The organism is Streptomyces sp. NPDC001373, assembly GCF_042895815.1.
Taxonomy (GTDB): Bacteria; Actinomycetota; Actinomycetes; order Streptomycetales; family Streptomycetaceae; genus Streptomyces.
In genome coordinates, this window is the sequence record NZ_JBIAWQ010000001.1 from 908,237 (window position 1) to 929,527 (window position 21,291).

At 74.4% G+C, this 21,291-nt stretch carries 15 protein-coding genes; 7 read left to right on the forward strand and 8 right to left on the reverse strand.

Features of this window, described 5'->3' with window-relative positions; translation table 11 throughout:
* Positions 1-17 precede the first annotated feature (17 nt).
* Positions 18-1,547: a helix-turn-helix domain-containing protein gene (locus tag ACFY15_RS04460; protein WP_390824986.1), complete on the forward strand. Its 1,530-nt coding sequence runs from the start codon at positions 18-20 to the stop codon at positions 1,545-1,547.
* Between the two features lie 88 nt (positions 1,548-1,635).
* Here ACFY15_RS04460 and sucD read toward each other — a convergent pair whose 3' ends face one another.
* The 5 genes from sucD to ACFY15_RS04485 all read right to left on the reverse strand — a co-directional run bounded on the left by sucD (position 1,636) and on the right by ACFY15_RS04485 (position 8,853).
* Positions 1,636-2,523 carry a succinate--CoA ligase subunit alpha gene (gene sucD / locus ACFY15_RS04465; protein WP_042809390.1) on the reverse strand — a complete coding sequence of 296 codons (888 nt, stop codon included), beginning with the start codon at positions 2,521-2,523 and terminating at the stop codon, positions 1,636-1,638.
* A gap of 21 nt (positions 2,524-2,544) precedes the next feature.
* Complete coding sequence (gene sucC / locus ACFY15_RS04470; RefSeq protein ID WP_390687677.1) at positions 2,545-3,723, reverse strand: ADP-forming succinate--CoA ligase subunit beta; 1,179 nt, start codon at positions 3,721-3,723, stop codon at positions 2,545-2,547.
* A 289-nt stretch (positions 3,724-4,012) separates the two neighbouring features.
* A complete protein-coding gene (locus ACFY15_RS04475; RefSeq protein ID WP_390824987.1) occupies positions 4,013-5,170 on the reverse strand; it encodes a VWA domain-containing protein in 1,158 nt (385 codons plus the stop codon).
* Between the two features lie 288 nt (positions 5,171-5,458).
* Positions 5,459-7,750 carry a DUF5682 family protein gene (locus tag ACFY15_RS04480; protein WP_390824988.1) on the reverse strand — a complete coding sequence of 764 codons (2,292 nt, stop codon included), beginning with the start codon at positions 7,748-7,750 and terminating at the stop codon, positions 5,459-5,461.
* On the reverse strand, positions 7,747-8,853 hold the full coding sequence (locus tag ACFY15_RS04485; RefSeq protein ID WP_390687674.1) for an AAA family ATPase: 1,107 nt from the start codon (positions 8,851-8,853) through the stop codon (positions 7,747-7,749). Before ACFY15_RS04485 ends, ACFY15_RS04480 begins: the two co-directional genes overlap by 4 nt.
* 134 nt (positions 8,854-8,987) lie before the next feature.
* Between ACFY15_RS04485 and ACFY15_RS04490 the strand changes: the two genes are divergently transcribed.
* The gene (locus tag ACFY15_RS04490; RefSeq protein WP_390824989.1) at positions 8,988-10,325 is read left to right on the forward strand and encodes an SWIM zinc finger family protein; all 1,338 of its coding nucleotides are present in this window, start codon (positions 8,988-8,990) and stop codon (positions 10,323-10,325) included.
* A gap of 297 nt (positions 10,326-10,622) precedes the next feature.
* Positions 10,623-12,191, forward strand: a complete 1,569-nt coding sequence (locus ACFY15_RS04495) for a DUF5691 domain-containing protein (RefSeq protein WP_390824990.1) — start codon at positions 10,623-10,625, stop codon at positions 12,189-12,191.
* A gap of 330 nt (positions 12,192-12,521) precedes the next feature.
* Here the strand turns inward: ACFY15_RS04495 and ACFY15_RS04500 are convergent, their stop codons facing one another.
* The gene (locus tag ACFY15_RS04500; RefSeq protein ID WP_390687671.1) at positions 12,522-12,926 is read right to left on the reverse strand and encodes a cobalamin B12-binding domain-containing protein; all 405 of its coding nucleotides are present in this window, start codon (positions 12,924-12,926) and stop codon (positions 12,522-12,524) included.
* Positions 12,927-13,138: 212 nt separating this feature from the next.
* On the opposite strand from ACFY15_RS04500, the gene ACFY15_RS04505 reads away from it, so the two are divergent.
* Positions 13,139-13,966 carry an esterase/lipase family protein gene (locus tag ACFY15_RS04505; RefSeq protein WP_390824991.1) on the forward strand — a complete coding sequence of 276 codons (828 nt, stop codon included), beginning with the start codon at positions 13,139-13,141 and terminating at the stop codon, positions 13,964-13,966.
* 328 nt (positions 13,967-14,294) lie between these two features.
* A complete protein-coding gene (locus tag ACFY15_RS04510) occupies positions 14,295-15,764 on the forward strand; it encodes a M23 family metallopeptidase (RefSeq protein ID WP_390825046.1) in 1,470 nt (489 codons plus the stop codon).
* 48 nt (positions 15,765-15,812) lie between these two features.
* Here the strand turns inward: ACFY15_RS04510 and pcrA are convergent, their stop codons facing one another.
* Entirely contained in the window at positions 15,813-18,296 is a 2,484-nt protein-coding gene (pcrA, locus tag ACFY15_RS04515; protein ID WP_390824992.1) for a DNA helicase PcrA, read from the reverse strand.
* A 95-nt stretch (positions 18,297-18,391) separates the two neighbouring features.
* On the opposite strand from pcrA, the gene ACFY15_RS04520 reads away from it, so the two are divergent.
* Both ACFY15_RS04520 and ACFY15_RS04525 read left to right on the forward strand, forming a co-directional pair.
* Entirely contained in the window at positions 18,392-18,748 is a 357-nt protein-coding gene (locus ACFY15_RS04520) for a hypothetical protein (RefSeq protein WP_390687668.1), read from the forward strand.
* A 186-nt stretch (positions 18,749-18,934) separates the two neighbouring features.
* Complete coding sequence (locus ACFY15_RS04525) at positions 18,935-20,005, forward strand: NlpC/P60 family protein (protein WP_390824993.1); 1,071 nt, start codon at positions 18,935-18,937, stop codon at positions 20,003-20,005.
* 65 nt (positions 20,006-20,070) lie between these two features.
* Here the strand turns inward: ACFY15_RS04525 and ACFY15_RS04530 are convergent, their stop codons facing one another.
* On the reverse strand, positions 20,071-21,183 hold the full coding sequence (locus tag ACFY15_RS04530) for an alpha/beta hydrolase (protein ID WP_390824994.1): 1,113 nt from the start codon (positions 21,181-21,183) through the stop codon (positions 20,071-20,073).
* Positions 21,184-21,291 lie beyond the last annotated feature (108 nt).

Below are 21,291 nucleotides of genomic sequence, written 5' to 3' on the forward strand. Positions count from 1 at the left end.
GTCGCGGGGAGTGTGACATGACACCGGACGTCGATACGGGCTCGGGCTCGGAGCGGGGCCTGCCGCCCCCCAAGGAGCGCCGCCGGCTGCGCGAGTCGGGCGAACTGACGCACGAACAGGTCGCGACGGAGCTGGGAGTCACCGCCGGCACCGTCCGCTCGTGGGAGACGGGCCGTACGGAGCCGGGCCCCCGCACGCGCGACGCGTACGCGGACCTCCTCAACCGCCTCGCGCGCGCGGGCGCGGGCCGCTCCGTCGGCCCGAACACCCGCCCCGGACGGGCCGCGAAACGCGCCCCGAAGCCCCCTTCCGCCCCGCCCCGCACCACGACCCCCCACCACTCCCCCGCACACCCGGCACCCGTCCGGGCCGCCGCCGCACCGGAACCCGTCCCCCCGGAGCCCCCCGGGCCGGCCCCCAGCGCACCTGCGGCGGGCGGCGCGGCACCGGCCACCGTGCCGGAGCCGTCCACACCGGACGCCGGGCCAGGGTCGTCCGCACCGGACGCCGGGGCACGGTCGTCCACACCGGCCGCCGGGGCACGGTCGTCCGCGGCGGACGCCGGGGCACGGTCGTCCACACCGGCCGCCGGGCCGGAGCACGACGCGCCGGCCGCCGCGCCCCCCGCACCCCCGCAGCCGCCCGCCGCCGCCCAACCTTCCGGTCCCGCCCCCACAGCCGCGCCGGAGCCCACCGTGGCGGCGCCCGCCCGGGCCCCGCGGCCGACGCGTCCCGCCGAGGCCTTCGACTCCCTCTACGCCTACTCCGCCCCCGCCCTGGTACGCCAGGTCTACCTGCTGACGGGCCGTCGCACCCTCGCGCAGGAGTCCGTGGAGCAGGCGTTCCGTCAGGCCTGGGCGCAGTGGCCCGAGGTGGCCACCGACCGCGACCCCGTCGGCTGGGTCCGCGCCGCCGCGTACGAGTACGCGCTCTCCCCCTGGCGCCGGCTCCGGCGCGCCCACCGGACCCTCGGCCGCCCCGACAAGTCCCCGGCCGACCCCAACGACCGGATCCTGCTCGGGGCCCTGCTCGCCCTGCCGCCCGTGCACCGGCGGACCGTGCTGCTCTACGACGGCGTCGGCCTCGACCTGCCCGACACCGCCGCGGAGACCGAGGCCAGCACCCCCACCACCGGCAACCGCCTGCTGCGCGCGCACGCCGACCTCGCCGCCCGGCTCCCCGGGCTGGCCGACGTGCCTCCCGCGGAGCAGTCGGCCGTGCTGCGCGCCTGGCTCGGCGCGGTGCGGCCCGCCGTGCCGCTGGAAGCCTCGCCGGCGGCCACCGTCCGCACCCTCAGCGAGCACCGCGCCCGACGCTGGGCGCGGGCCGCACTCGTCCTGACCACGGTGATCGCCGTCGCGACCGGGTACACCACCGTCACCGCGCCGGACCACTACGAGGCACCCGTCGCACCCGGCACCAGCGTCTCCGGGGTCCCGCCACTCGCCGGCCCGCCGCGGCTGACCGAGACGAGCCGGGCCCTCCAGGACAAACTCCGCGCCGAGCCGGCCGCCGGCCCCCACCGCCTCCACCCGACGCTGGAATGAGCGGGCGGGGCGGAACGCGGAAAGGGCGTGGCCCGCACCCCGGAGGGTGCGGGCCACGCCCGTACAGCCGTACGGCAGGAGCTGCCGCCTACTTCGCTTCGAGGATCTCGCGCGCCAGCTTGGCGGTCTCGGTCGGGGTCTTGCCGACCTTGACGCCCGCGGCCTCGAGGGCCTCCTTCTTGGCCTGCGCGGTGCCGGAGGAGCCGGAGACGATGGCGCCGGCGTGGCCCATGGTCTTGCCCTCGGGGGCGGTGAAGCCCGCGACGTAGCCGACGACCGGCTTGGTGACGTTCTTCGCGATGAAGTCCGCCGCACGCTCCTCGGCGTCGCCGCCGATCTCGCCGATCATGACGATGAGCTCGGTCTCCGGGTCGGCCTCGAAGGCCTCCAGGGCGTCGATGTGCGTGGTGCCGATGACCGGGTCGCCACCGATGCCGACGGCGGAGGTGAAGCCGATGTCGCGCAGCTCGTACATCATCTGGTACGTCAGCGTGCCGGACTTGGACACGAGACCGATCTTGCCGGGCTTGGTGATGTCGCCCGGGATGATGCCGGCGTTGGACTGGCCGGGGGTGATCAGACCCGGGCAGTTCGGGCCGATGATGCGGGTCTTGTTGCCCTTGGCGGTCGCGTACGCCCAGAAGGCGGCGGAGTCGTGCACCGCGATGCCCTCGGTGATGACGACGGCCAGCGGGATCTCGGCGTCGATGGCCTCGACGACGGCGGCCTTGGCGAAGGCCGGCGGGACGAAGAGGACGGAGACGTTGGCGCCCGTCTTCTCCATCGCCTCGGCGACGGAGCCGAAGACCGGGACCTCGGTGCCGTCGAAGTCGACGGACGTGCCGGCCTTGCGCGGGTTCACGCCGCCGACGATGTTCGTGCCGTCAGCCAGCATCAGCTTGGTGTGCTTCATGCCCGTGGCACCGGTCATGCCCTGGACGATGACCTTGCTGTCCTTGTTGAGGAAGATAGCCATGTGAGTCTGTGACCTCTGCCCTTACTTCGCAGCCGCGAGCTCGGCGGCCTTGTCGGCCGCACCGTCCATGGTGTCCACGCGCTGCACCAGCGGGTGGTTGGCGTCCGAGAGGATCTTGCGACCCAGCTCGGCGTTGTTGCCGTCGAGGCGGACGACCAGCGGCTTGGTGACCGCCTCGCCCCGGTCCTCGAGCAGCTGCAGCGCCTGGACGATGCCGTTGGCGACCTCGTCACACGCGGTGATGCCACCGAAGACGTTGACGAACACGGACTTGACGTCCGGGTCGCCGAGGATGATCTCGAGGCCGTTGGCCATGACGGCGGCGGAGGCGCCACCGCCGATGTCGAGGAAGTTGGCGGGCTTGACGCCGCCGTGGTTCTCACCGGCGTACGCGACGACGTCCAGGGTGCTCATGACGAGACCCGCGCCGTTGCCGATGATGCCGACCTCACCGTCGAGCTTGACGTAGTTGAGGCCCTTCTCCTTGGCGGCGGCCTCGAGCGGGTTCGCGGCCGCGTGGTCCACGAACTCCTCGTGACCGGGCTGGCGGAACTCGGCGTTCTCGTCCAGGGAGACCTTGCCGTCGAGGGCGATGACCTCACCGGAGGCGACCTTCGCGAGCGGGTTGACCTCGACGAGGAGCGCGTCCTCGGCGATGAAGGTCTGCCACAGGGTCACGAGGACCTCGGCGACCTTCTCGGCGACCTCGGCCGGGAACTTCGCCAGGGCGACGATCTCGCGGGCCTTCTCGATCGTGACGCCCTCGTTGGCGTTGACCGGGACCTTCGCGAGCTTCTCGGGGGTCTCCTCGGCGACCTGCTCGATGTCCATGCCGCCGGCGACCGAGGCCATGGCCAGGAAGGTGCGGTTGGTGCGGTCGAGCAGGTACGAGACGTAGTACTCCTCGAGGATCTCGGGAGCCGTCTCGGCGATCATCACCTTGTGGACCGTGTGGCCCTTGATGTCCATGCCCAGGATGTCCGTCGCGCGGGCGACGGCCTCGTCCGGGGTGGCGGCGAGCTTGACGCCGCCGGCCTTGCCGCGGCCGCCGACCTTCACCTGGGCCTTGACGACCGACTTGCCGCCCAGCTTCTCGGTGGCCTCGCGAGCCGCCTCAGGCGTGTCGATCACTTCACCGGCCAGCACCGGTACACCGTGCTTGGCGAAGAGGTCCCTCGCCTGGTACTCGAACAGGTCCACGCGCGTCCGTCCCTTGTCTTCAAAGATTCGCAGTGATTCGCGGTTTGTCTGCTATCTGCGTGGGCGTGCCGCGGAGGGCAACGTGACGGCGCTGTCACTGGGTAGGCGCACACGGTGACCGTGGACGCGGCATGTCCGTCTCGCAGGTTATCCCCGTGGGCCGTAGGACCCTAAATCACAGATCACACCTGAGCGGTGATACCTGTCACAGATCGCCTCACCGCGGAACTGCGTGTTCGTGTGATCCGCCGATTCGGCGCCGGGCCGCACCGGACCCGCTCGCGGCGGCTCACGGCACGGGCAGGGGGCGCTTCTCCAGCGCGGCCGCCATCACCTCCGGGAAGAGGTCGGGCGTGCAGGCGAAGGCCGGGGCGCCGAGCGCGGCGAGGGCCGCAGCGTGCTCGCGGTCGTAGGCGGGTGCGCCCTCGTCGGACAGCGCGAGCAGGGCCACGAACTCCACCCCGGCCGCCTTCATCGCGGCGACCCGCTTGAGCATCTCGTCGCGTATCCCGCCCTCGTGGAGATCACTGATCAGGACCACGACCGTGTCGGCAGGACGGGTGATCCTCGACTGGCAGTAGGCCAGGGCCCGGTTGATGTCGGTGCCGCCGCCGAGCTGGGTGCCGAAGAGCACGTCGACCGGATCGTCGAGCCGGTCGGTCAGGTCGACCACCGCCGTGTCGAACACGACCAGGCGGGTGGCGATCGCGCGCAGGGAGGCCAGGACCGCCCCGAAGACGGAGGCGTAGACGACCGAGGCCGCCATCGATCCCGACTGGTCGATGCAGAGGACCACCTCCTTCCTGACCGCCCGGGCGGCCCGGCCGTGGCCGACGAGCCGTTCGGGCACGACGGTGCGGTACTCGGGGAGGTAGTTCCCGAGGTTGGCGCGGATGGTCCGGTCCCAGTCGATGTCCCGGTGGCGGGGCCGGGCGGTCCGGGCCGAGCGGTCGAGCGCGCCCGTGAGGGTGGCCCGGGTCCGGGTCGCGAGGCGCTTCTCCAGTTGTTCGACCACCGTGCGGACCACGGCCCGCGCCGTCTCCTTCGCCGTGTCGGGCATGGCCTTGTTCAGCGACAGCAGGGTGCCGACCAGGTGCACGTCCGGTTCGACGGCCTCCAGCATCTCCGGCTCCAGCAGCAGCGCGGACAGACCGAGCCGCTCGATGGCGTCCCGCTGCATGACCTGGACCACCGGTCCGGGGAAGTAGGTACGGATGTCACCGAGCCAGCACGCCACCCGCGGCGCGGACCCGCCGAGCCCGGCCGACCGCTCCGCCGTGCCCCTGCCGTCCCCTCCCCCGCCTCCGTAGAGCGCCGCCAGCGCCCCGTCCATCGCCGCGTCCCGGCCGCCGAGCGCCCGGCCGGTCCCGTCGGCCTCGCCCCCGAGCACCATCCGCCACCGCCGCAGCCGCTCGCCGCCGGCGGTTTCCGCCCCGCTCTCCGTCATCTGCCGATCCCCCTCACCGCGTTGCCGTATGTACGGGGCCACGCCCCTCTGTGCCCCTGCGCGGGCCGTCCCCCCCGCCCCGCCCTTCACCCGTTCTCCGGGCTCCGCCCCGGACCCCGTTCCGGACGCCACCGCGCCCGGTGCGCTCGAACGCCGCGCGCGCTGGATGTGCCGGCACGGCAGTGCCCGCCCCGCCGGCGTGCGAGGCGCGGGGTCCGGGGCGAAGCCCCGGGGGAACGGGCGAAGGGCGGGTAGGGGACCGGCTTCGCCCGGTCAGGGCGAGGCCGGTCATGCCGCTCCGAGGAGGAGGCGGGCCACCCGCTCCGCCGCGTCCGCGCGGGCCGGGTCCAGGTCCGGGGCGAAGCCCTCGGGGGCCGCCCCGGCGCCGACGGGCGTCCGCCGTATGCCCGGGCCGCGGCGGGCCAGTTCGCCCAGGGTCCGCTTCACCCCCGGTTCGTACGCCCCGAACGTCCGCCGCAGCAGCGGCAGTACGTCGGTGAAGGCACGCTCCGGGACCGCCACCAGCCAGGCGTCGACCATGCCCCGCAGCCGCTCGTCGTGGACCAGCAGTGTGCCGCCGCCGGAGCCGCCGCCCGCGAACCCCTCGATCCAGCCGGCCGCGTCGGCCGGCGGAGCCGCCGGGGACAGGGCGAGGCCCATCAGCCGGGCCGTCTCCTGGGGCGGGAGCCGCCCGTCGTCCAGCAGCAGCCGCACGGCCCGGCCGCGTATCAGCCCGGGCACGGTGTCCCGTCCGGCCAGCTTCCGCAGTACGGCCGACCAGCGCTCCCGCAGCCCCTCCCCCGCACCGGCCAGCAGGGCGACCGCCCCGTGTACCCCGTCCAGGTGGCCCCGCAGCTCCGCCGCCCCGTCGGCGTCGAGCCCGGCCGCGCAGGCCGGCGGCAGGGCCACGCAGATCCGCTCGGCCAGCCCGGCGGCGACCGTTGCGAGCGCCGCCGAGTCCGTACCGCGTACGTCCCCGTACCGCAGCGAGCGGGCCAGCGCGGGCAGCGCCCCGGCGAGCCGCGCCACATCGGTGTCCAGCGCCGCCAGGTCGGCCAGCGCCCGCAGGACGGCGGGCAGCGCCTCCGGCAGTCCGGCCAGCAGGCACCGCTCGGCCAGCGCCGTGACCTCCCCCAGGTCCCCGGCCCGCGCCGCCTCGGCCTCCGCCCTGGCGGTGGCCGCCCCCGGGACGGTGGTGCCCCAGATCCCGGCCTCGGCGACCCGCACCGACAGCTCCGGCTCCCAGCGCAGCCGCCAGGTCTCCCGGAAGGTGCCCGTCCCGCCCCGGGAGGCGGTGGGCACGCCCCAGTCGACCCCGAGCATCCGCAGCCGGTGCAGCAGCAGGGACCTGGCCGCGTCCGTGTCCTTGCGCAGGTCCAGCTCCAGCTCCCGCTCCCGGGCCTCCGCCTTGAGCCGCAGCGAGCGCTGCCGGCGCGTGAGGTCCCGCTGGAGCGGCACGGCGGGCGCCGCGTCCGGCACCTCCCCGAGCACGTCACCGACGACGAGCCGGTCCTCGATCAGCGCGAGCGGTACGTCGGAGCCGTCGCACATCACGGCCCGCGCCGCCTCCAGGGTCTCGGCGAGCCCGGCCACCGGCCGGCCCCGGACGGCGGCCAGGGTCTCGGCCAGCCGCACCGCCTCGATGACATGCGCGGAGGAGACCTGCCGGCCCTCCTCCCGGAGCAGCCCGGCCACCCGGGTCAGCCAGCGCTCCACCGGCCGGTCGCGGGCCGCGAAGAGGTGCGCGTACCAGCCGGGAGAGGTGATGCCCGCGCCGTATCCGCCGGCCCGGGCGAGCCTGCGGTGGGTCCAGGGCACCCAGGTGGTCTCCACCCTGGTCCGGGGCAGACCGGCGAGCAGCGCCCGGTCCGCCGCGGCCGTCGTCCTCGCGCGGAGCGCCGGGACGTGCCAGGCACCGCAGACCACCGCGTAGTCCGCGCCGAACTCCCGGCGTGCGGCGCGCATCCGCTGCCGCATGTGGGCCTCGCGGACCAGGTCGCGGGGCCGGCCGCCGTCCCCGTAGGTCTCGCGCAGGGCCCCCATGGCCTCCGCGAGGGCCTCGAAGGGGGCCAGCGGGTCCCGTACCGCTCCACCGCCCCGGTGCTCGACCACGTCCTCCCACCAGAGCTCCGGGTCCTCGTAGCCCGCGGTCTGCGCGAGCACGGCGAGCGGATCCACCGGCAGCGCGCCGGCCGCACCCGCGCCCGGCGCTCCGGTCCCGGGCTCCTCGGCGCCCTCCTCCTCGCGCGCGGCCAGCGCGTGGGCGGCGGGCAGGTCGACGAAGCGGACCGGGACGTCCCGGGTCTGGGCCCAGCGGAGGGCGACCCACTCCGGCGAGAACTCGGCCAGCGGCCAGAACGCGGCCCGGCCCGGGTCGTCCGCCGCGTGGGCGAGCAGGGCGACGGGCGGGCGCATCCCCGGCTCGGCGGCCAGGGCGAGCAGCGCGTCCCCTTCGGGCGGCCCCTCGATCAGCACGGCCCGCGGACGCGCCCGGTCCAGCGCGGCGCGCACCGCCCGGGCCGAGCCCGGGCCGTGGTGGCGGACGCCGAGGAGCAGCGGCCCGGCGGCTCCCGGACTCATGCCGTCACCTCCCGGCAGGCGCGGTAGAAGTCCTTCCAGCCCTCGCGCTCGCGGACGACCGCCTCCAGGTACTCCTGCCAGACGACCCGGTCGGCGGCCGGGTCGCGGACGACGGCGCCCAGGATCCCCGCGGCCACGTCGGAGGGGCGCAGGACGCCGTCCCCGAAGTGCGCCGCGAGGGCGAGTCCTCCGGTGACCACGGAGATGGCCTCGGCGGTGGACAGGGTGCCGCTGGGCGACTTCACCCTGGTGCGGCCGTCGCCGGTGACCCCGTCGCGCAGTTCGCGGAAGACGGTGACGACCCGGCGGATCTCCTCCAGACCCTCGGGGACGGCCGGCAGGTCGAGGGCGCGTCCCATCTGGTCCACGCGGCGGGCGACGATGTCGACCTCGGCGTCGGCGGTGGCCGGCAGCGGCAGGACGACCGTGTTGAAGCGGCGGCGCAGGGCGCTGGACAGCTCGTTGACCCCGCGGTCGCGGTCGTTGGCCGTGGCGATGAGGTTGAAGCCGCGCACGGCCTGGACCTCCTCGCCGAGCTCCGGTATCGGGAGGGTCTTCTCGGACAGGACGGTGATGAGGGTGTCCTGGACGTCGGCGGGAATGCGGGTGAGCTCCTCGACGCGGGCGGTCATGCCCTGCGCCATGGCCCGCATGACGGGGCTGGGCACGAGGGCCTCGCGGCTGGGTCCGTGGGCGAGGAGGCGGGCGTAGTTCCAGCCGTAGCGGATGGCCTCCTCGGGGGTGCCGGCCGTGCCCTGGACGAGCAGGGTGGAGTCGCCGCTGACGGCGGCGGCCAGGTGCTCGGAGACCCAGGTCTTGGCGGTGCCCGGGACGCCGAGCAGCAGGAGGGCGCGGTCGGTCGCGAGGGTGGTGACGGCGACCTCGACGATCCGGCGCGGGCCGACGTACTTGGGCGTGACGACCGTGCCGTCGGCGAGCGTTCCGCCCTGGAGGTAGGTGGCCACGGCCCACGGGGAGAGCTTCCAGCGGGCGGGGCGGGGCCGGTCGTCGGCGGCTTCGAGGGCTTTCAGTTCGTGCGCGAAGGCGTCCTCGGCATGCGGTCGCAGTGCCTCGGTGCCGGTGCCGTTCCCGTGCGTGCTCATGGTCCCCCTCCGATGCTCCGCAGCCGCTCCCGACTGCTGGATCCACCGTGCACCATGCCACTGACAACACCCCTTCCCCACAGTGTCGTTGCAGGTCAGGGCGATTGTCAGTGGGGGTCTCTACGGTGGTTTCCATGACTGAGCAGGGGGTCCGCTGGACGGCGGAACAGGTACTGGCCCTGGCTTCTGACGACGCGTCGCGGAAGGCGGGGGGCCGACTCGGCGTGGCGGGTCCGTGGTCACGTACCGGAGGTTCCGCTTCCGGTGCGGTGTGGGGGTCGTGCAAGGGCAGCGGCAGTACGCCGTACCGGACGGTCGTCGACCTGACGGGTCCCGCCTACCAGTGCTCCTGCCCGAGCCGGAAGTTCCCGTGCAAGCACGCGCTGGGGCTGCTGCTGCTCTGGTCGGCGCAGGGCCTGGGCGATCCGGCCGAGGCCCCGGACTGGGCGGCGGCCTGGCTGGCGGAGCGCGCGGCGAGGGCCGCGCGGCCGGCGGCCGGACCGGTCGACGCCGAGGCGGCCCGCAAGCGGGCCGAGCGGCGCGCCGAGCGGGTGGGCGCGGGTGTCGCCGAGCTGGAGCGCCGGCTCGTGGACCTGCTGCGTGACGGGATCGCCGGGCAGGCACAGGCGGGGTACGCGCCCTGGGAGGAGACCGCCGCCCGGATGGTCGACGCCCAGGCCCCCGGACTGGCCTCGCGGGTGCGGGAGTTGGGGGCAATACCCGGTTGCGGCCCCGGCTGGCCCGCCCGGATGCTTGAGGAGTTCGCGCTGCTGCACCTGCTGGACCGGGCCTGGACGGGGGTGTCCGGACTGCCGGAGCCGCTGGCCGCGACCGTCCGGAACCGGGTGGGGCTGCCGTACTCGGCGGAGGGGGAGACCGTCCGGGACCGCTGGCTCGTACTCGCCCAGTACGACTCGGTGTCCCCGGACGGCCGCCTCACCACCCGCCGGACCTGGCTGCGCGGGCTGGAGAGCGGACGGCCGGCGCTGGTGCTGGACTTCGGGCCGCCCGGGCGGGCGCCGGGGCTGGCGCTGCCCGTCGGACGGGCGCTGGAGGCGGAAGCCCGCTTCCGGCCCGGGACGGCGGGGCTGCGGGCGGACCTGGGGGACCGCACCGCGGCCGTGGCGACGGACGCCGGGGCCCCGGCCGGGGTGGGCACCGCCGAGGCCCTGGAGGCCTACGGGGCCGGGCTGCGGGAGGACCCGTGGCTGGAGTCCTGGCCGGTGGTCCTGGGACCGGTGATCCCGATACCGGGTGAGGCGGGCGACGGGGCCTGGCAGCTCGCGGACGCGGAGGGGGCGCACGCGCTGCCGGTGACGACCGGCGGGGGCCGTTCGCGGTCCGCGCCGTGGCAGCTGGCCGCCCTCTCGGGCGGCGGCCCGGTCACGGTGTTCGGCGAGTGCGGCCACCGCGGCTTCACCCCGCTGACGGCCTGGCAGCCCGGCTCGCCCGAGCCGGTGCCGCTGATCTGAGGCAGAGCTCGGCCAACCGAAAAACGCAGGGGGCCTGGGGGGATCCATGCCGTCTCGCAGACCGACATGGAGGACGCGGAGGCGCGGGGGCGCCGACGCGCGGACGAGAAGCCGGGGGCTTTCATGAACGACAACCACGCCAGCTGAACAGGGTCGTGCGGCAGGTCCGGGGTCCGGTCCCGCGGAGGGGGCGGGACCGGACCCCGGGCCGCCGGCACGACGCACGACGGACCACAGGCGACCGACGACCGACGACCGACGACCGACGACCGACGGGGAACGACCAGGGAGGGCCTGATGGGCAAGGCCGACGAGGGATACGCGGACGGGGACTGGGAGGAGCTGGTCACCGCCGCGCTGTTGGGCACCGAGCGGCGGGGCGGAACACCGGAGGCCCTGCTCGACGCGGCCGCCGTCCGGACGCTGCGCCGCCGCGCCGGGCTGCGGCCCGCGCCGGCGGCCCGGCGGCCGGACCCCGCACCGCGGGATCCGCGCCCCGCGCCGCCGGAGGCCGCCGGGCGGCGGCTCGCACTCCTGCTCGCCGGCCGCACCGGCACGGCCGGCACCGGACGGCGGGGGGCCGCCCCGGATCTGACGGAGCTGCTCCCGCAGTGGCTGGCCGCCGCCGGACGGCACGGCTACCGGGCACCCTCGGCGCTGCTCCCGGCACTGCTGGACGCGGCCCGGGCCCGCACCGACCTGCGCCCGCAGGCCCTGGCGCTGGCCGGGGCGCGGGGGCTCTGGCTGGCCCGGCTGAACCCGGAGTGGCGGTTCGCCCTGCGCGGCACAGCGGGCGGCACCGGGGAACTGCCCGACCCCGCCGACGGGGAGGCGGTGGCCCGGCTCTGGGAGGAGGGCCTGTTCGCGGAACGGGTCGCCCTGCTCGGCGCCGTCCGGGCCCATGAGGCAACGGCCGCGACCCGGCTGCTGGCCACGACCTGGGCCGGCGAGCGGGCCGAGGACCGGCTGATGTTCCTCGACTCGCTGCGGACGGGGCTTTCGATGGCGGACGAGCCCTTCCTGGAGGCGGCCCTGGGCGACCGCAGCCGCAACGTCCGGGCGACGGCCGCGGAACTGCTGTCCGCCCTGCCCGGGTCGGCGCTGGCCGGGCGGATGGCGGAGCGGGCGCTGGCCTGCGTGGGCCCGGAGGGGGTGCAGCCGCCGGCCGAATGCGACGCGGGGATGCTGCGCGACGGGGTGGTCAGGCGGCCGCCCGCGGGGCGCGGGGAGCGGGCCTGGTGGCTGGGCCAGTTGGTGGAGGCGGCTCCGCTGTCCTGCTGGCGGGACCGGTTCGGCGGACTGGACCCGGCGGAGTTGGTGGCGCTGCCGGTGGCCGAGGGCTGGGCGGAGGAGATACACGCCGCCTGGTGCCGGGCGGCGGTGCGGCAGCGCGACGCGCAGTGGTCGAAGGCGCTGCTGGGCGCGGCGTCCGCGCCACCCGCGGCGGGGCCGGGCACGGCGTCGCTCGCGGAGCGGGCCAGGCTGCTGGAGACCCTGCCGGAGGGGGAACGGGCCGAGTGGGTCGCGGAGTTCGTCCGGGCGCACGGGCTGTCGGAGGCGTTCCAGCTGCTCGGGGTCTGCCGGGTGCCGTGGGCGGGGGCGCTGGGTCGGGCGGTGGTGGACGCACTGGACGCGGCGCGGGCCGCGGGGGGCTATCCGTGGAGCTTCAGCGGGGTGATGGGGTTGGCGGAACGCTGCCTCGATCCCGCGGAGGCGGGGCGGCTGGAGGCGCTCACGGCCACCGTCGAGGAGGCGCGGGAAGGGGGGCCCGGGGCCGCCGCGTACTGGGCCGAGGCCTTCCAGCGGCTGGTGGCGACCCTTCGCCTGCGGGCCGCGATGCTCGCGGAGCTGGCGCCGGCGTCCTGACGCGCGTACGCCGGGGTCCGACCGCGGCGCGTGCGCCGGGCTCCGACCGCCGCCCGCGGGTGGCTTCCGCTGCGCGGGCCGAGGTCCCCTGCCCGCCCCACGCCCGCTCCCGGAGGCCCCGCCCCCGACCCCGCTTCCGTACGCTCCGCGCCCGGTCTCCCCGGCCGCCGCCGTGATGCGCCCCCCGGCACGGGCCGGCCTTTCGCTGCGCGAAGTCCGGCCCCGCCGGGGGTCGGGGCGCCGGCCGCGGGTGCGGTGCGGGTGCGGCTGTCGTCAGAGTCCTGCCGTCGCCCGGAGGCCGGTCCCGAGGCAGGAGTACGACGCCGGCTCCTAGGCCGTGCGGACGTTCGCGTTGACCCAGTCGACGATCGCCGTCGTCGTCGCGCCCGGGGTGAAGATCGCGGCCACGCCCTTCTCCTTCAGGGGGGCGATGTCGTCCTCCGGGATGATCCCGCCGCCGAAGACCTTGATGTCCTCCGCGTCGCGCTCCTTCAGGAGTTCCAGCACGCGCACGAACAGCGTGTTGTGCGCCCCCGAGAGGATCGAGAGGCCGATGGCGTCGGCGTCCTCCTGGATCGCGGTGTCCACGATCTGCTCGGGGGTCTGGTGCAGGCCCGTGTAGATGACCTCCATGCCCGCGTCCCGCAGCGCCCGCGCGATCACCTTGGCCCCGCGGTCGTGGCCGTCGAGACCCGGCTTGGCCACCACCACACGGATCGGACCGGTCACACCCATCGCACTGCCTCCCGAGTGAACGAACGTTAAGTACAGCATTGCGCACCGCACCGTTTCACGGTCAACGGGGAGGGGGAAATCACACGTGGGACGCCGTTGATTCACCTCGCCCAGTGGCCCCGCCACCGCGCCGCCAGCCGCACGGCACGGTGGCGGGGCCACGTCGGCAGCCGGCACGGCCCCGCACCCGAGAGGTCCAGGGGAGGCCGTCGATGGGGCTGACGATCACACCGCTGCCCGTCCCGCTCTCGGGGGCCGCCCTCCGGGCCGCGGTCCTCGAGGCGGTGGTGCTCGCCGGGCACATGCTCCTCTACCCGAGTGGAGTCCGGGAGGAGCGCAGGGCCGGACACCGCGCCGGATCCGGGCAGCTGCCCCCCGTGCTGCTGCTGCACGGCTTCACCGACAACCGGTCGGTGTTCGTCCTGCTGCGCCGCGCCCTCGGTGCGGGCGGCCGGCGGCGCGTGGAGACGTACAACTACTCCCCCTTCTCCGTCGACCTGCGGGTCACCGCCCGCCATCTCGCCCGCCGCGTCGAGGAGCTGTGCGAGCGCAGCGGCCAGGACCGGGTGGACCTCGTGGGGCACAGCCTGGGCGGGCTGGTCGGGCGGTACTACGTCCAGCGCCTGGGCGGCGACGCCCGCGTGCGGACGCTGGTCACCCTCGGCACCCCGCACGGCGGGACCCGGGTCGCCCCCTTCATGGACGCCCACCCCCTGGTCCGCCAGATGCGCCCGGACTCCCCGGTGATGGCCGAGCTGCGCGCGCCCGCGCCCGGCTGCCGGACCCGGTGCGTGGCCTTCTGGAGCGCGTTCGACACGCTGATGGCGCCGACCGGCACGGCCCGGATCGAGCACCCGGACCTGGACGCGACGAACATCGAGGTCACCGGGATCGGACATCTCGCCCTTCCGGTGCATCCCGCCGTCATCACCGCCGTGCGGCGCGCCCTCGACGGCCCGGTGCGCGACGCGGACGCCGCGCGGGGGCCCGTGAGGAACCTCGGATCCGCCGGAACCGACGAGGAGGAGATGGTCGTCTGAGCCCCGGGGTTCGCCGCGCGGGAACGGACGCGCGGGGGGCGGCGGCCGCTCGGGTCCTCGTGTTCGCCTACAACACCGGACGACTTCCAGTCGAACGAATTTCGAACTCAAGGCCAAGGCTCGGTCTTTCGGCGACCGAAAGACGGCCGAATGCCCGGTTCCCCCGAGGACGAAACCCTCCGAAGATTGTCGAGGCGAGTAACCGCCGGGTACAGTCACGCCACTGCTCTCCTCCGGTGAACCTCGAGTTCCCGGCCACCCAGGCCCCCACTGCCGAGGCGAAAGAGAACTGGTGAACGACCGCCCGACGTCGGGCCAGTACCCCGAAATGGGGCACGACGGCCTTTCCACCACCACTTTCGCTGGTGACCAGGCCTACGTTTCCTACGAAACGCAGGGCCAGGGCTATCAGTACGTCACCGACTACGCCGCTTCCGGCAGTTACGGGACCTACGACGCGTACGGCTCGTACGCCTCGTCCGCCGACACCGGTGCCTACGACACCACGGCCTGGACCTCGCAGGAGTCCTACCTGTCCAGTGTCCCGGCCCAGACCGCCCCCGAGGACACGACGGGCTCCTGGGACGCGAGCGCCTGGAACTCCGCGCACTCCGGCGGTACCGCCCACGCGGCGGCCCCCTTCGGGTACGACACCGCCGGCGCCGAGCAGACCGGCCAGTGGGAGTTCACCGGTCACGCGCACGGCCAGGACACCGGCGCCTACGACGCCACCGCCTGGAACAGCGCCGGCGGTACGGATCAGGGCCTGGAACAGGAGCCCCCGGCCGCCGGGTACGACGCCACGGCCGTCGTCCCGGTGTTCGCCGACACCGACGCGTACGCCGACGACGAGACCTCCGTCTTCGAGCCCCTGGGCCCCGCCCTCGCCACCGCCGAGGACGACGAGCCGCAGTTCATCGACGCCGCGCACGACATGCCCACACAGGCGGTTCCCCTCACCTCCGCCGCCACCGAACCGCGCTCGGCGCGCCGGGCCGACGGCCGGGCCGGGGCCAGGGCGAGCGGCAAGGCGGCCGCCAAGGACAAGGCGGGCAGCACCCGGCGCCGTACGCCGGCCAAGCGGTCCGCCCTGCTGACGGTGGCCGTCCCCTCCGCCTGCGTGATGGGCGTCGCCGGGATCGCCGCCGCCTCCGTCGGCGGTCTCACCGGCGGTGACAAGCCGTCCGAGGACACCACCACGATGGCCGCCCCCGACCCGGCGTCGGTGAAGCCGGTCGCGGCGAACAACAAGCTCGACACCCAGCTGGCCGCCCTCAGCGCCGACGCCGGCGACTTCGCCGACCGTGCGAGCCGCACCCAGGAGCGGATCGACCTCAAGCAGCGCCAGGACGCCGACAAGAAGAAGCGTGCCGAGGAGGCGGCGGCCAAGGAGGCGGCCCGCCCGAAGTTCGCGATCCCCGTCGCCCAGCACGGCCTGAGCGCCATGTTCGGCCAGGCCGGCGGCATGTGGATGTCCGTGCACACGGGCATCGACTTCCCGGTCTCCTACGGCACCCCGGTCATGGCCGCCACCGACGGCACCATGCGCACCCAGTGGAACAGCGCCTACGGGAACATGGCCATCCTGACCTCCCCCGACGGCACCGAGACCTGGTACTGCCACCTCAGCAGCACCAAGATCCGTTCCGGGCAGGTCAAGGCCGGCGACGTCATCGCGTACTCCGGCAACTCCGGCAACTCCACCGGCCCGCACCTCCACTTCGAGGTGCGGCCCGGCTCCGGCTCCGCCATCGACCCCCTGGCCTGGCTGCGCAGCCACGGCCTGGACCCGACGTAGGAGCCGGGTCCCCAGGGGCCGTCCGACCCCTGATCCGCCGGACAGGCTCTAGAGCTTCTGAACCGGCGCGTAGCGCAGGAGCAGCCGCTTCGGCTTGTCGTCACCGAAATCGATGGTGGCCTGCGCGTCCGCGCCGGTGCCCCGGACCTCCATGACCGTGCCCAGGCCGAACTGGTCGTGCGTGACCCGGTCCCCGACGGCCAGCGCGATGACCGGCTTGTCGGTGGCGCGTCGCGTCGCGAACCCGGAGGGGCCGGACGGCCGGGAGCGCGAGGAGGACAGGAAGGCCTCGGGCGAGGTCCCGAAGGAGGCCTTCCCCGAACCGGAGGACGACGAGCCGTAGCCGCGCATCGGGCCGGCCGGCTTCTGCGCGGCACCCGTGCGCTTCCACTGGAGGTACTCGGCCGGGATCTCCTCCAGGAACCGCGAGGGCGGGTTGTACGACGGGGTGCCCCACGCGCTGCGCATGCTGGAGCGGGTCAGGTACAGCCGCTCGCGGGCCCGGGTGATGCCGACGTAGGCGAGGCGGCGCTCCTCCTCCAGCTCCTTGGTCTGGCCCAGCGCGCGCATGTGCGGGAAGACCCCGTCCTCCATGCCGGTCAGGAAGACCACCGGGAACTCCAGGCCCTTGGCGGTGTGCAGGGTCATCAGCGTGATGACGCCCGTGCCCTCGGTGTCCTCGTCGGGGATCTGGTCGGAGTCGGCGACCAGCGCGACCTGCTCCAGGAACTCGGCCAGGGTGCCGGGGTTGTCCTCGTCCCTCGCCTGCTCGAACTCGAGGGCGACGGCCGCGAGCTCCTGGAGGTTCTCGATCCGGGTCTCGTCCTGCGGGTCGGTCGAGGCCTGGAGCTCGGCGAGGTAGCCCGTACGCTCCAGCACCGCCTCCAGCACCACGGCCGGGCCGGCGCCGGAGTCGACGATCGTGCGCAGCTCCTCCATCAGGGTGTTGAACCGCTTGACGGCGTTGGTGGAGCGGGCGGCCATGCCGAAGGCCTCGTCGACGCGGCGCAGCGCCTGCGGGAACGTGATCTTCTCTCGGAGCGCGAGGGCGTCGATCATCGCCTCGGCCCGCTCGCCGATGCCGCGCTTGGGGACGTTCAGGATCCGGCGCAGCGGGACGTTGTCCTCGGGGTTGGCCAGGACGCGCAGGTAGGCCAGGACGTCCCGGACCTCCTTGCGCTCGTAGAAGCGGACGCCGCCGACGACCTTGTAGGGCAGTCCGACGCGGATGAAGATCTCCTCGAACACGCGGGACTGGGCGTTGGTCCGGTAGAAGATCGCGACGTCGCCCGCCTTGGCGTCGCCCGCGTCCGTCAGCCGGTCGATCTCGTCGGCGACGAACTGGGCCTCGTCGTGCTCGGTGTCGGCGACGTAGCCGGTGATGACGGCGCCGGCGCCGGCCTGGGTCCACAGGTTCTTCGCGCGGCGGTTCTCGTTGCGCTCGATGACGGCGTTGGCGGCGGACAGGATCGTCTGCGTGGAGCGGTAGTTCTGCTCCAGCAGGATCGTCGTCGCGTCCTTGTAGTCCTCCTCGAACTGGAGGATGTTGCGGATGGTCGCGCCGCGGAAGGCGTAGATCGACTGGTCGGCGTCGCCCACCACGCACAGTTCGGCGGGCGCCAGGTCCGGGTAGCCGGTGCCGACCAGCTCGCGCACCAGCGTGTACTGGGCGTGGTTGGTGTCCTGGTACTCGTCGACCAGGACGTGGCGGAAGCGGCGCCGGTAGTGCTCGGCCACGTCCGGGAAGGCCTGGAGGAGGTGGACCGTGGTCATGATGATGTCGTCGAAGTCGAGGGCGTTGGCCTCGCGCAGCCGCCCCTGGTACATCGCGTACGCCTGGGCGAGCGTCCTTTCGAAGCCGTCGGCGGCCTGGGCGGCGAAGGCGTCCTCGTCGATCAGCTCGTTCTTGAGGTTCGAGATCTTGGCGTTGAAGGACTTGGGCGGGAACTTCTTCGGGTCCAGGTCCAGGTCGCGGCAGACCAGCGCCATGAGCCGCTTGGAGTCGGCGGCGTCGTAGATCGAGAACGAGGAGGTGAAGCCGAGCCGCTTGGACTCGCGGCGCAGGATGCGCACGCAGGCGCTGTGGAAGGTGGAGACCCACATGGCGTTCGCGCGCGGGCCGACGAGGTGCTCGACGCGTTCCTTCATCTCGGCGGCGGCCTTGTTGGTGAAGGTGATCGCCAGGATCTGGCCGGGGTGGACGTTCCGCGCGGACAGCAGGTGGCCGATGCGGTGGGTCAGCACCCGGGTCTTGCCGGAGCCGGCGCCGGCCACGATGAGCAGCGGGGAGCCCGCGTGCACCACGGCGGCGGCCTGCTGCTCGTTCAGCCCGTCCAGGAGGGCCGCGGGGTCGATGACCGGCCGGGGGGCGCCGTCGCGGTAGTAGGCCTCCCCGCTCACGGGCAGGTCGAAGCGGCCCCCGAAGAGGTCGTCCGCGCCCTCCACGGGGGCGTGGTGCTCCTCGGGCGGCGGGGGGACCTCGTCGGAGGGGGTGAGGTCGGCCAGGAAGCTGTCGTCAAAGAGGCTGCTCATCGCCATCCGAGTCTAGGGGTCGGGACCGACACCCGGTCGCGCCCCGGGGAAATCCGCCGTCGGAAGGGAAAGGGGCACCCCGTAGGCTCGGCGCCATGACTGTCCTCACCAACGTCTTCGTCGGCCTGCACATCATCGGCATAGCCTCCCTCCTGGGCGGCTTCCTGACCCAGATGAAGGCGATGGGCGCCGGCACCGCCCGCTTCGTGCCCGCGATGCTGCACGGCGCGCTGACCATGCTCGTCACCGGCGTGCTGCTGGTCGGCTTCCACGAGATGGGCGACGGCGCGCCCCTGAACAACATCAAGATCGGCGTGAAGCTCGCGGTCCTCTTCGTGGTCCTGGCGCTCGTCTACGTCAAGCGGGACGAGGAGCAGGTGGAGAAGGGCCTCTTCGGCGCGGTCGGCGCCCTGACCACCGCGAACATCTTCATCGCCCTGCTCTGGCACTGAGCCGCGCACGGCACCGGGCCCCCTGCGGCACCGGCCGCGCACGGCACCGGGCGGCGAAACGGCCCCGACCGGTCAGCCGCGGACAACACGCAGCCAGTTCCGATCATCCCGTCCTTCGCCCGTGACCTCCAGGTTTAGCGTCCTCCCCCGAGACCTGCGGGACCGACGGAAGGACGTGAGGCCCTCGTGGCCAGTCATCGAAAGCCCAGGCAGCGCCCGCTCTCCGGCGGCACCGTCCGGACCGCCGCCACCCTCGCCCTGGCGGGCGCTGCCACCGCCACCGCCTTCGAAGGCACCTCGCACGCCGAGCCCCGGCAGACCCCCGCCCAGATCAAGGCCGAGGCCGACCGGCTCTACGGGGAGGCCGAGGAGGCGACGGAGCGGTACAACGGGGCGAAGGCCCGGGCCGACGAGGCCGAGCGGGCCCTGAACGGTCTCCAGGAGGAGGCCGCCCGCCGCGCGGACCGGCTCGGCGCCGCCCGCAGCGCGCTCGGCGCGGTCGCCGCGGGCCAGTACCGCAGCGGCGGCCTGGGCCCCGCGCTCCAGCTGGCACTCGCCTCCGACCCGCAGGACTACCTGGAACGGGCCGCCCTCCTCACCCGGGCCGGCGACCGCACCGCCGCCGGGGTGGCCTCCGTACGACGCGGGCTCGACGAGGTCGGGCGGCTGCGCGCGCAGGCCGACGGGCGCCTGGCGGAGGTCCGCGCCCGGCGGGACGAACTCGCCCGGCAGAAGGCCGTGGTCGAGGACCGGCTGGCCGCCGCCCAGCGGCTGCTGGCCCGGCTCGGTGCCGAGGAGCGGGCCGCGTACGAGGCACAGCACGGCGGGACCGGGGCCCCCGGAGGCCGGCCCGGGGCGGAGGCCCCCGCGGGGCGGGACCGCTCCCCCGCGCAGGCCCCTGCCGACGGTTCGCGCGCCGCCCGCGCGGTGGCGTTCGCGTACGGGGCGATCGGCAAGCCGTACGTCTGGGGGGCGACCGGGCCGGGCTCGTTCGACTGCTCGGGCCTGACCCAGGCGGCCTGGCGCGCGGCCGGAGTCTCCCTGCCCCGCACCACCTACACCCAGATCAACGCCGGCCGCCGGGTCTCCCGCGACCAGCTGGCCCCCGGCGACCTGGTGTTCTTCTACTCCGGGGTCACGCACGTGGGCCTGTACGTCGGCAACGGCCGGATGGTCCACGCCCCCCGCCCCGGCTCCACGGTCCGGGTGGCCCCGATCGACTCGATGCCCTGGGCCGGCGCGTCCCGCCCGGCCTGATCCGAAGGCACGGCCTGATCCGAAGGCACGGCCCGGGCCCGGACGGACCGGCCCGGAGCACGGCCCTACGGCGCCTTGACGGTCTGGCTCAGCCAGCCGAAGGTCTGCGGCAGCTGCTTGGACCAGGAGTCGAGGTTGTGCCCGCCGGTGACCTTCTCCGCGTGCACGGTGGTCGGGTTCTGGGCGAGCCCCTTGAGGTCCATGCCGGACAGGTAGCCGTCCTGCTCGGCCCCCGACATCCACAGGGCGACGGCCGGCGGCGCGGGCTGGGCCTTGAGGAGTTCCTTCAGGTTGTGGGTGCGGCGCAGCTCCGGGTCCTTGGCGACCAGCGAGGTGGGCTCCTGGCCGGGGTCGTTGTACCCGGACAGCGAGACGGCCGCGCCGTAGCGGTCGGGGTGCAGGATGGCCAGCTTGGCGGCGCAGTAGGCGCCGGCCGAGTAGCCGGCCACGCCCCAGGTGCGGGGCTCGTCGGAGACGCGGAAGTTGTCGGTGACCATCTTGCGGACGTCGACGCTGAACCAGCTGTCGGCGTTGACCTTGCCGGGGATGTTGGCGCAGCCGGTGTCGGCGTTGCCCAGCAGCATGGCGCGCGGGGAGACCAGGATGAAGGGCTGGACCTTGCCCTCCTTCATCAGGGGCTCCAGCACCTCGTGCGCCTTGAGCCCCTGGAACCAGGACTTGCCCGTTCCGGGTATGCCCGGGATCAGCTCGACGACCGGGAACTTCCGGTCCTTGTAGGCCGGGTCGTCGTACTGCGGCGGCAGCCACACCATGACATCGCCCTTGACGCCGGAGATCTTCCCGTCGAGCTCGGTCTTCCTGACCCGCCCGCCGAGCCCCTCGACCGGCTGGAAGTCCTGGCGGACCTTCGGCTCCTGCCTGACCTGCTCGGCCTTCTTGCCGCCCATCCCGTCGGGGCCGAGGTCGGGCGCGGCCTGGACGTAGGAGCCGGTGCCCATCAGGTCGCCCCAGGAGGCGTAGAAGTTCATGTCCCGGTTGATCGCGACGAAGACCAGGGCGACGGCGGTGACCTGGGCGAACAGCACCATCAGCCCGCGGACGGCCACCCGTGCGACGGCGGGCCCGCGCACCTTGCTCCACACGGTCAGCGGCAGGACGACGGCGATCACGGTCAGGCCGGTCACCATCGCGAAGAGGGGCGTCCCCGTCAGGCTCATCACGCCACCCAAGAGTCCGGCGCGGCGCCGTCCGGTTGCCCTCCCCGCCTGCGTCGTGGATCACACCCCGGGGCCGGGCCCCGGGGTGTCACTCCTGGTTCACCCGCA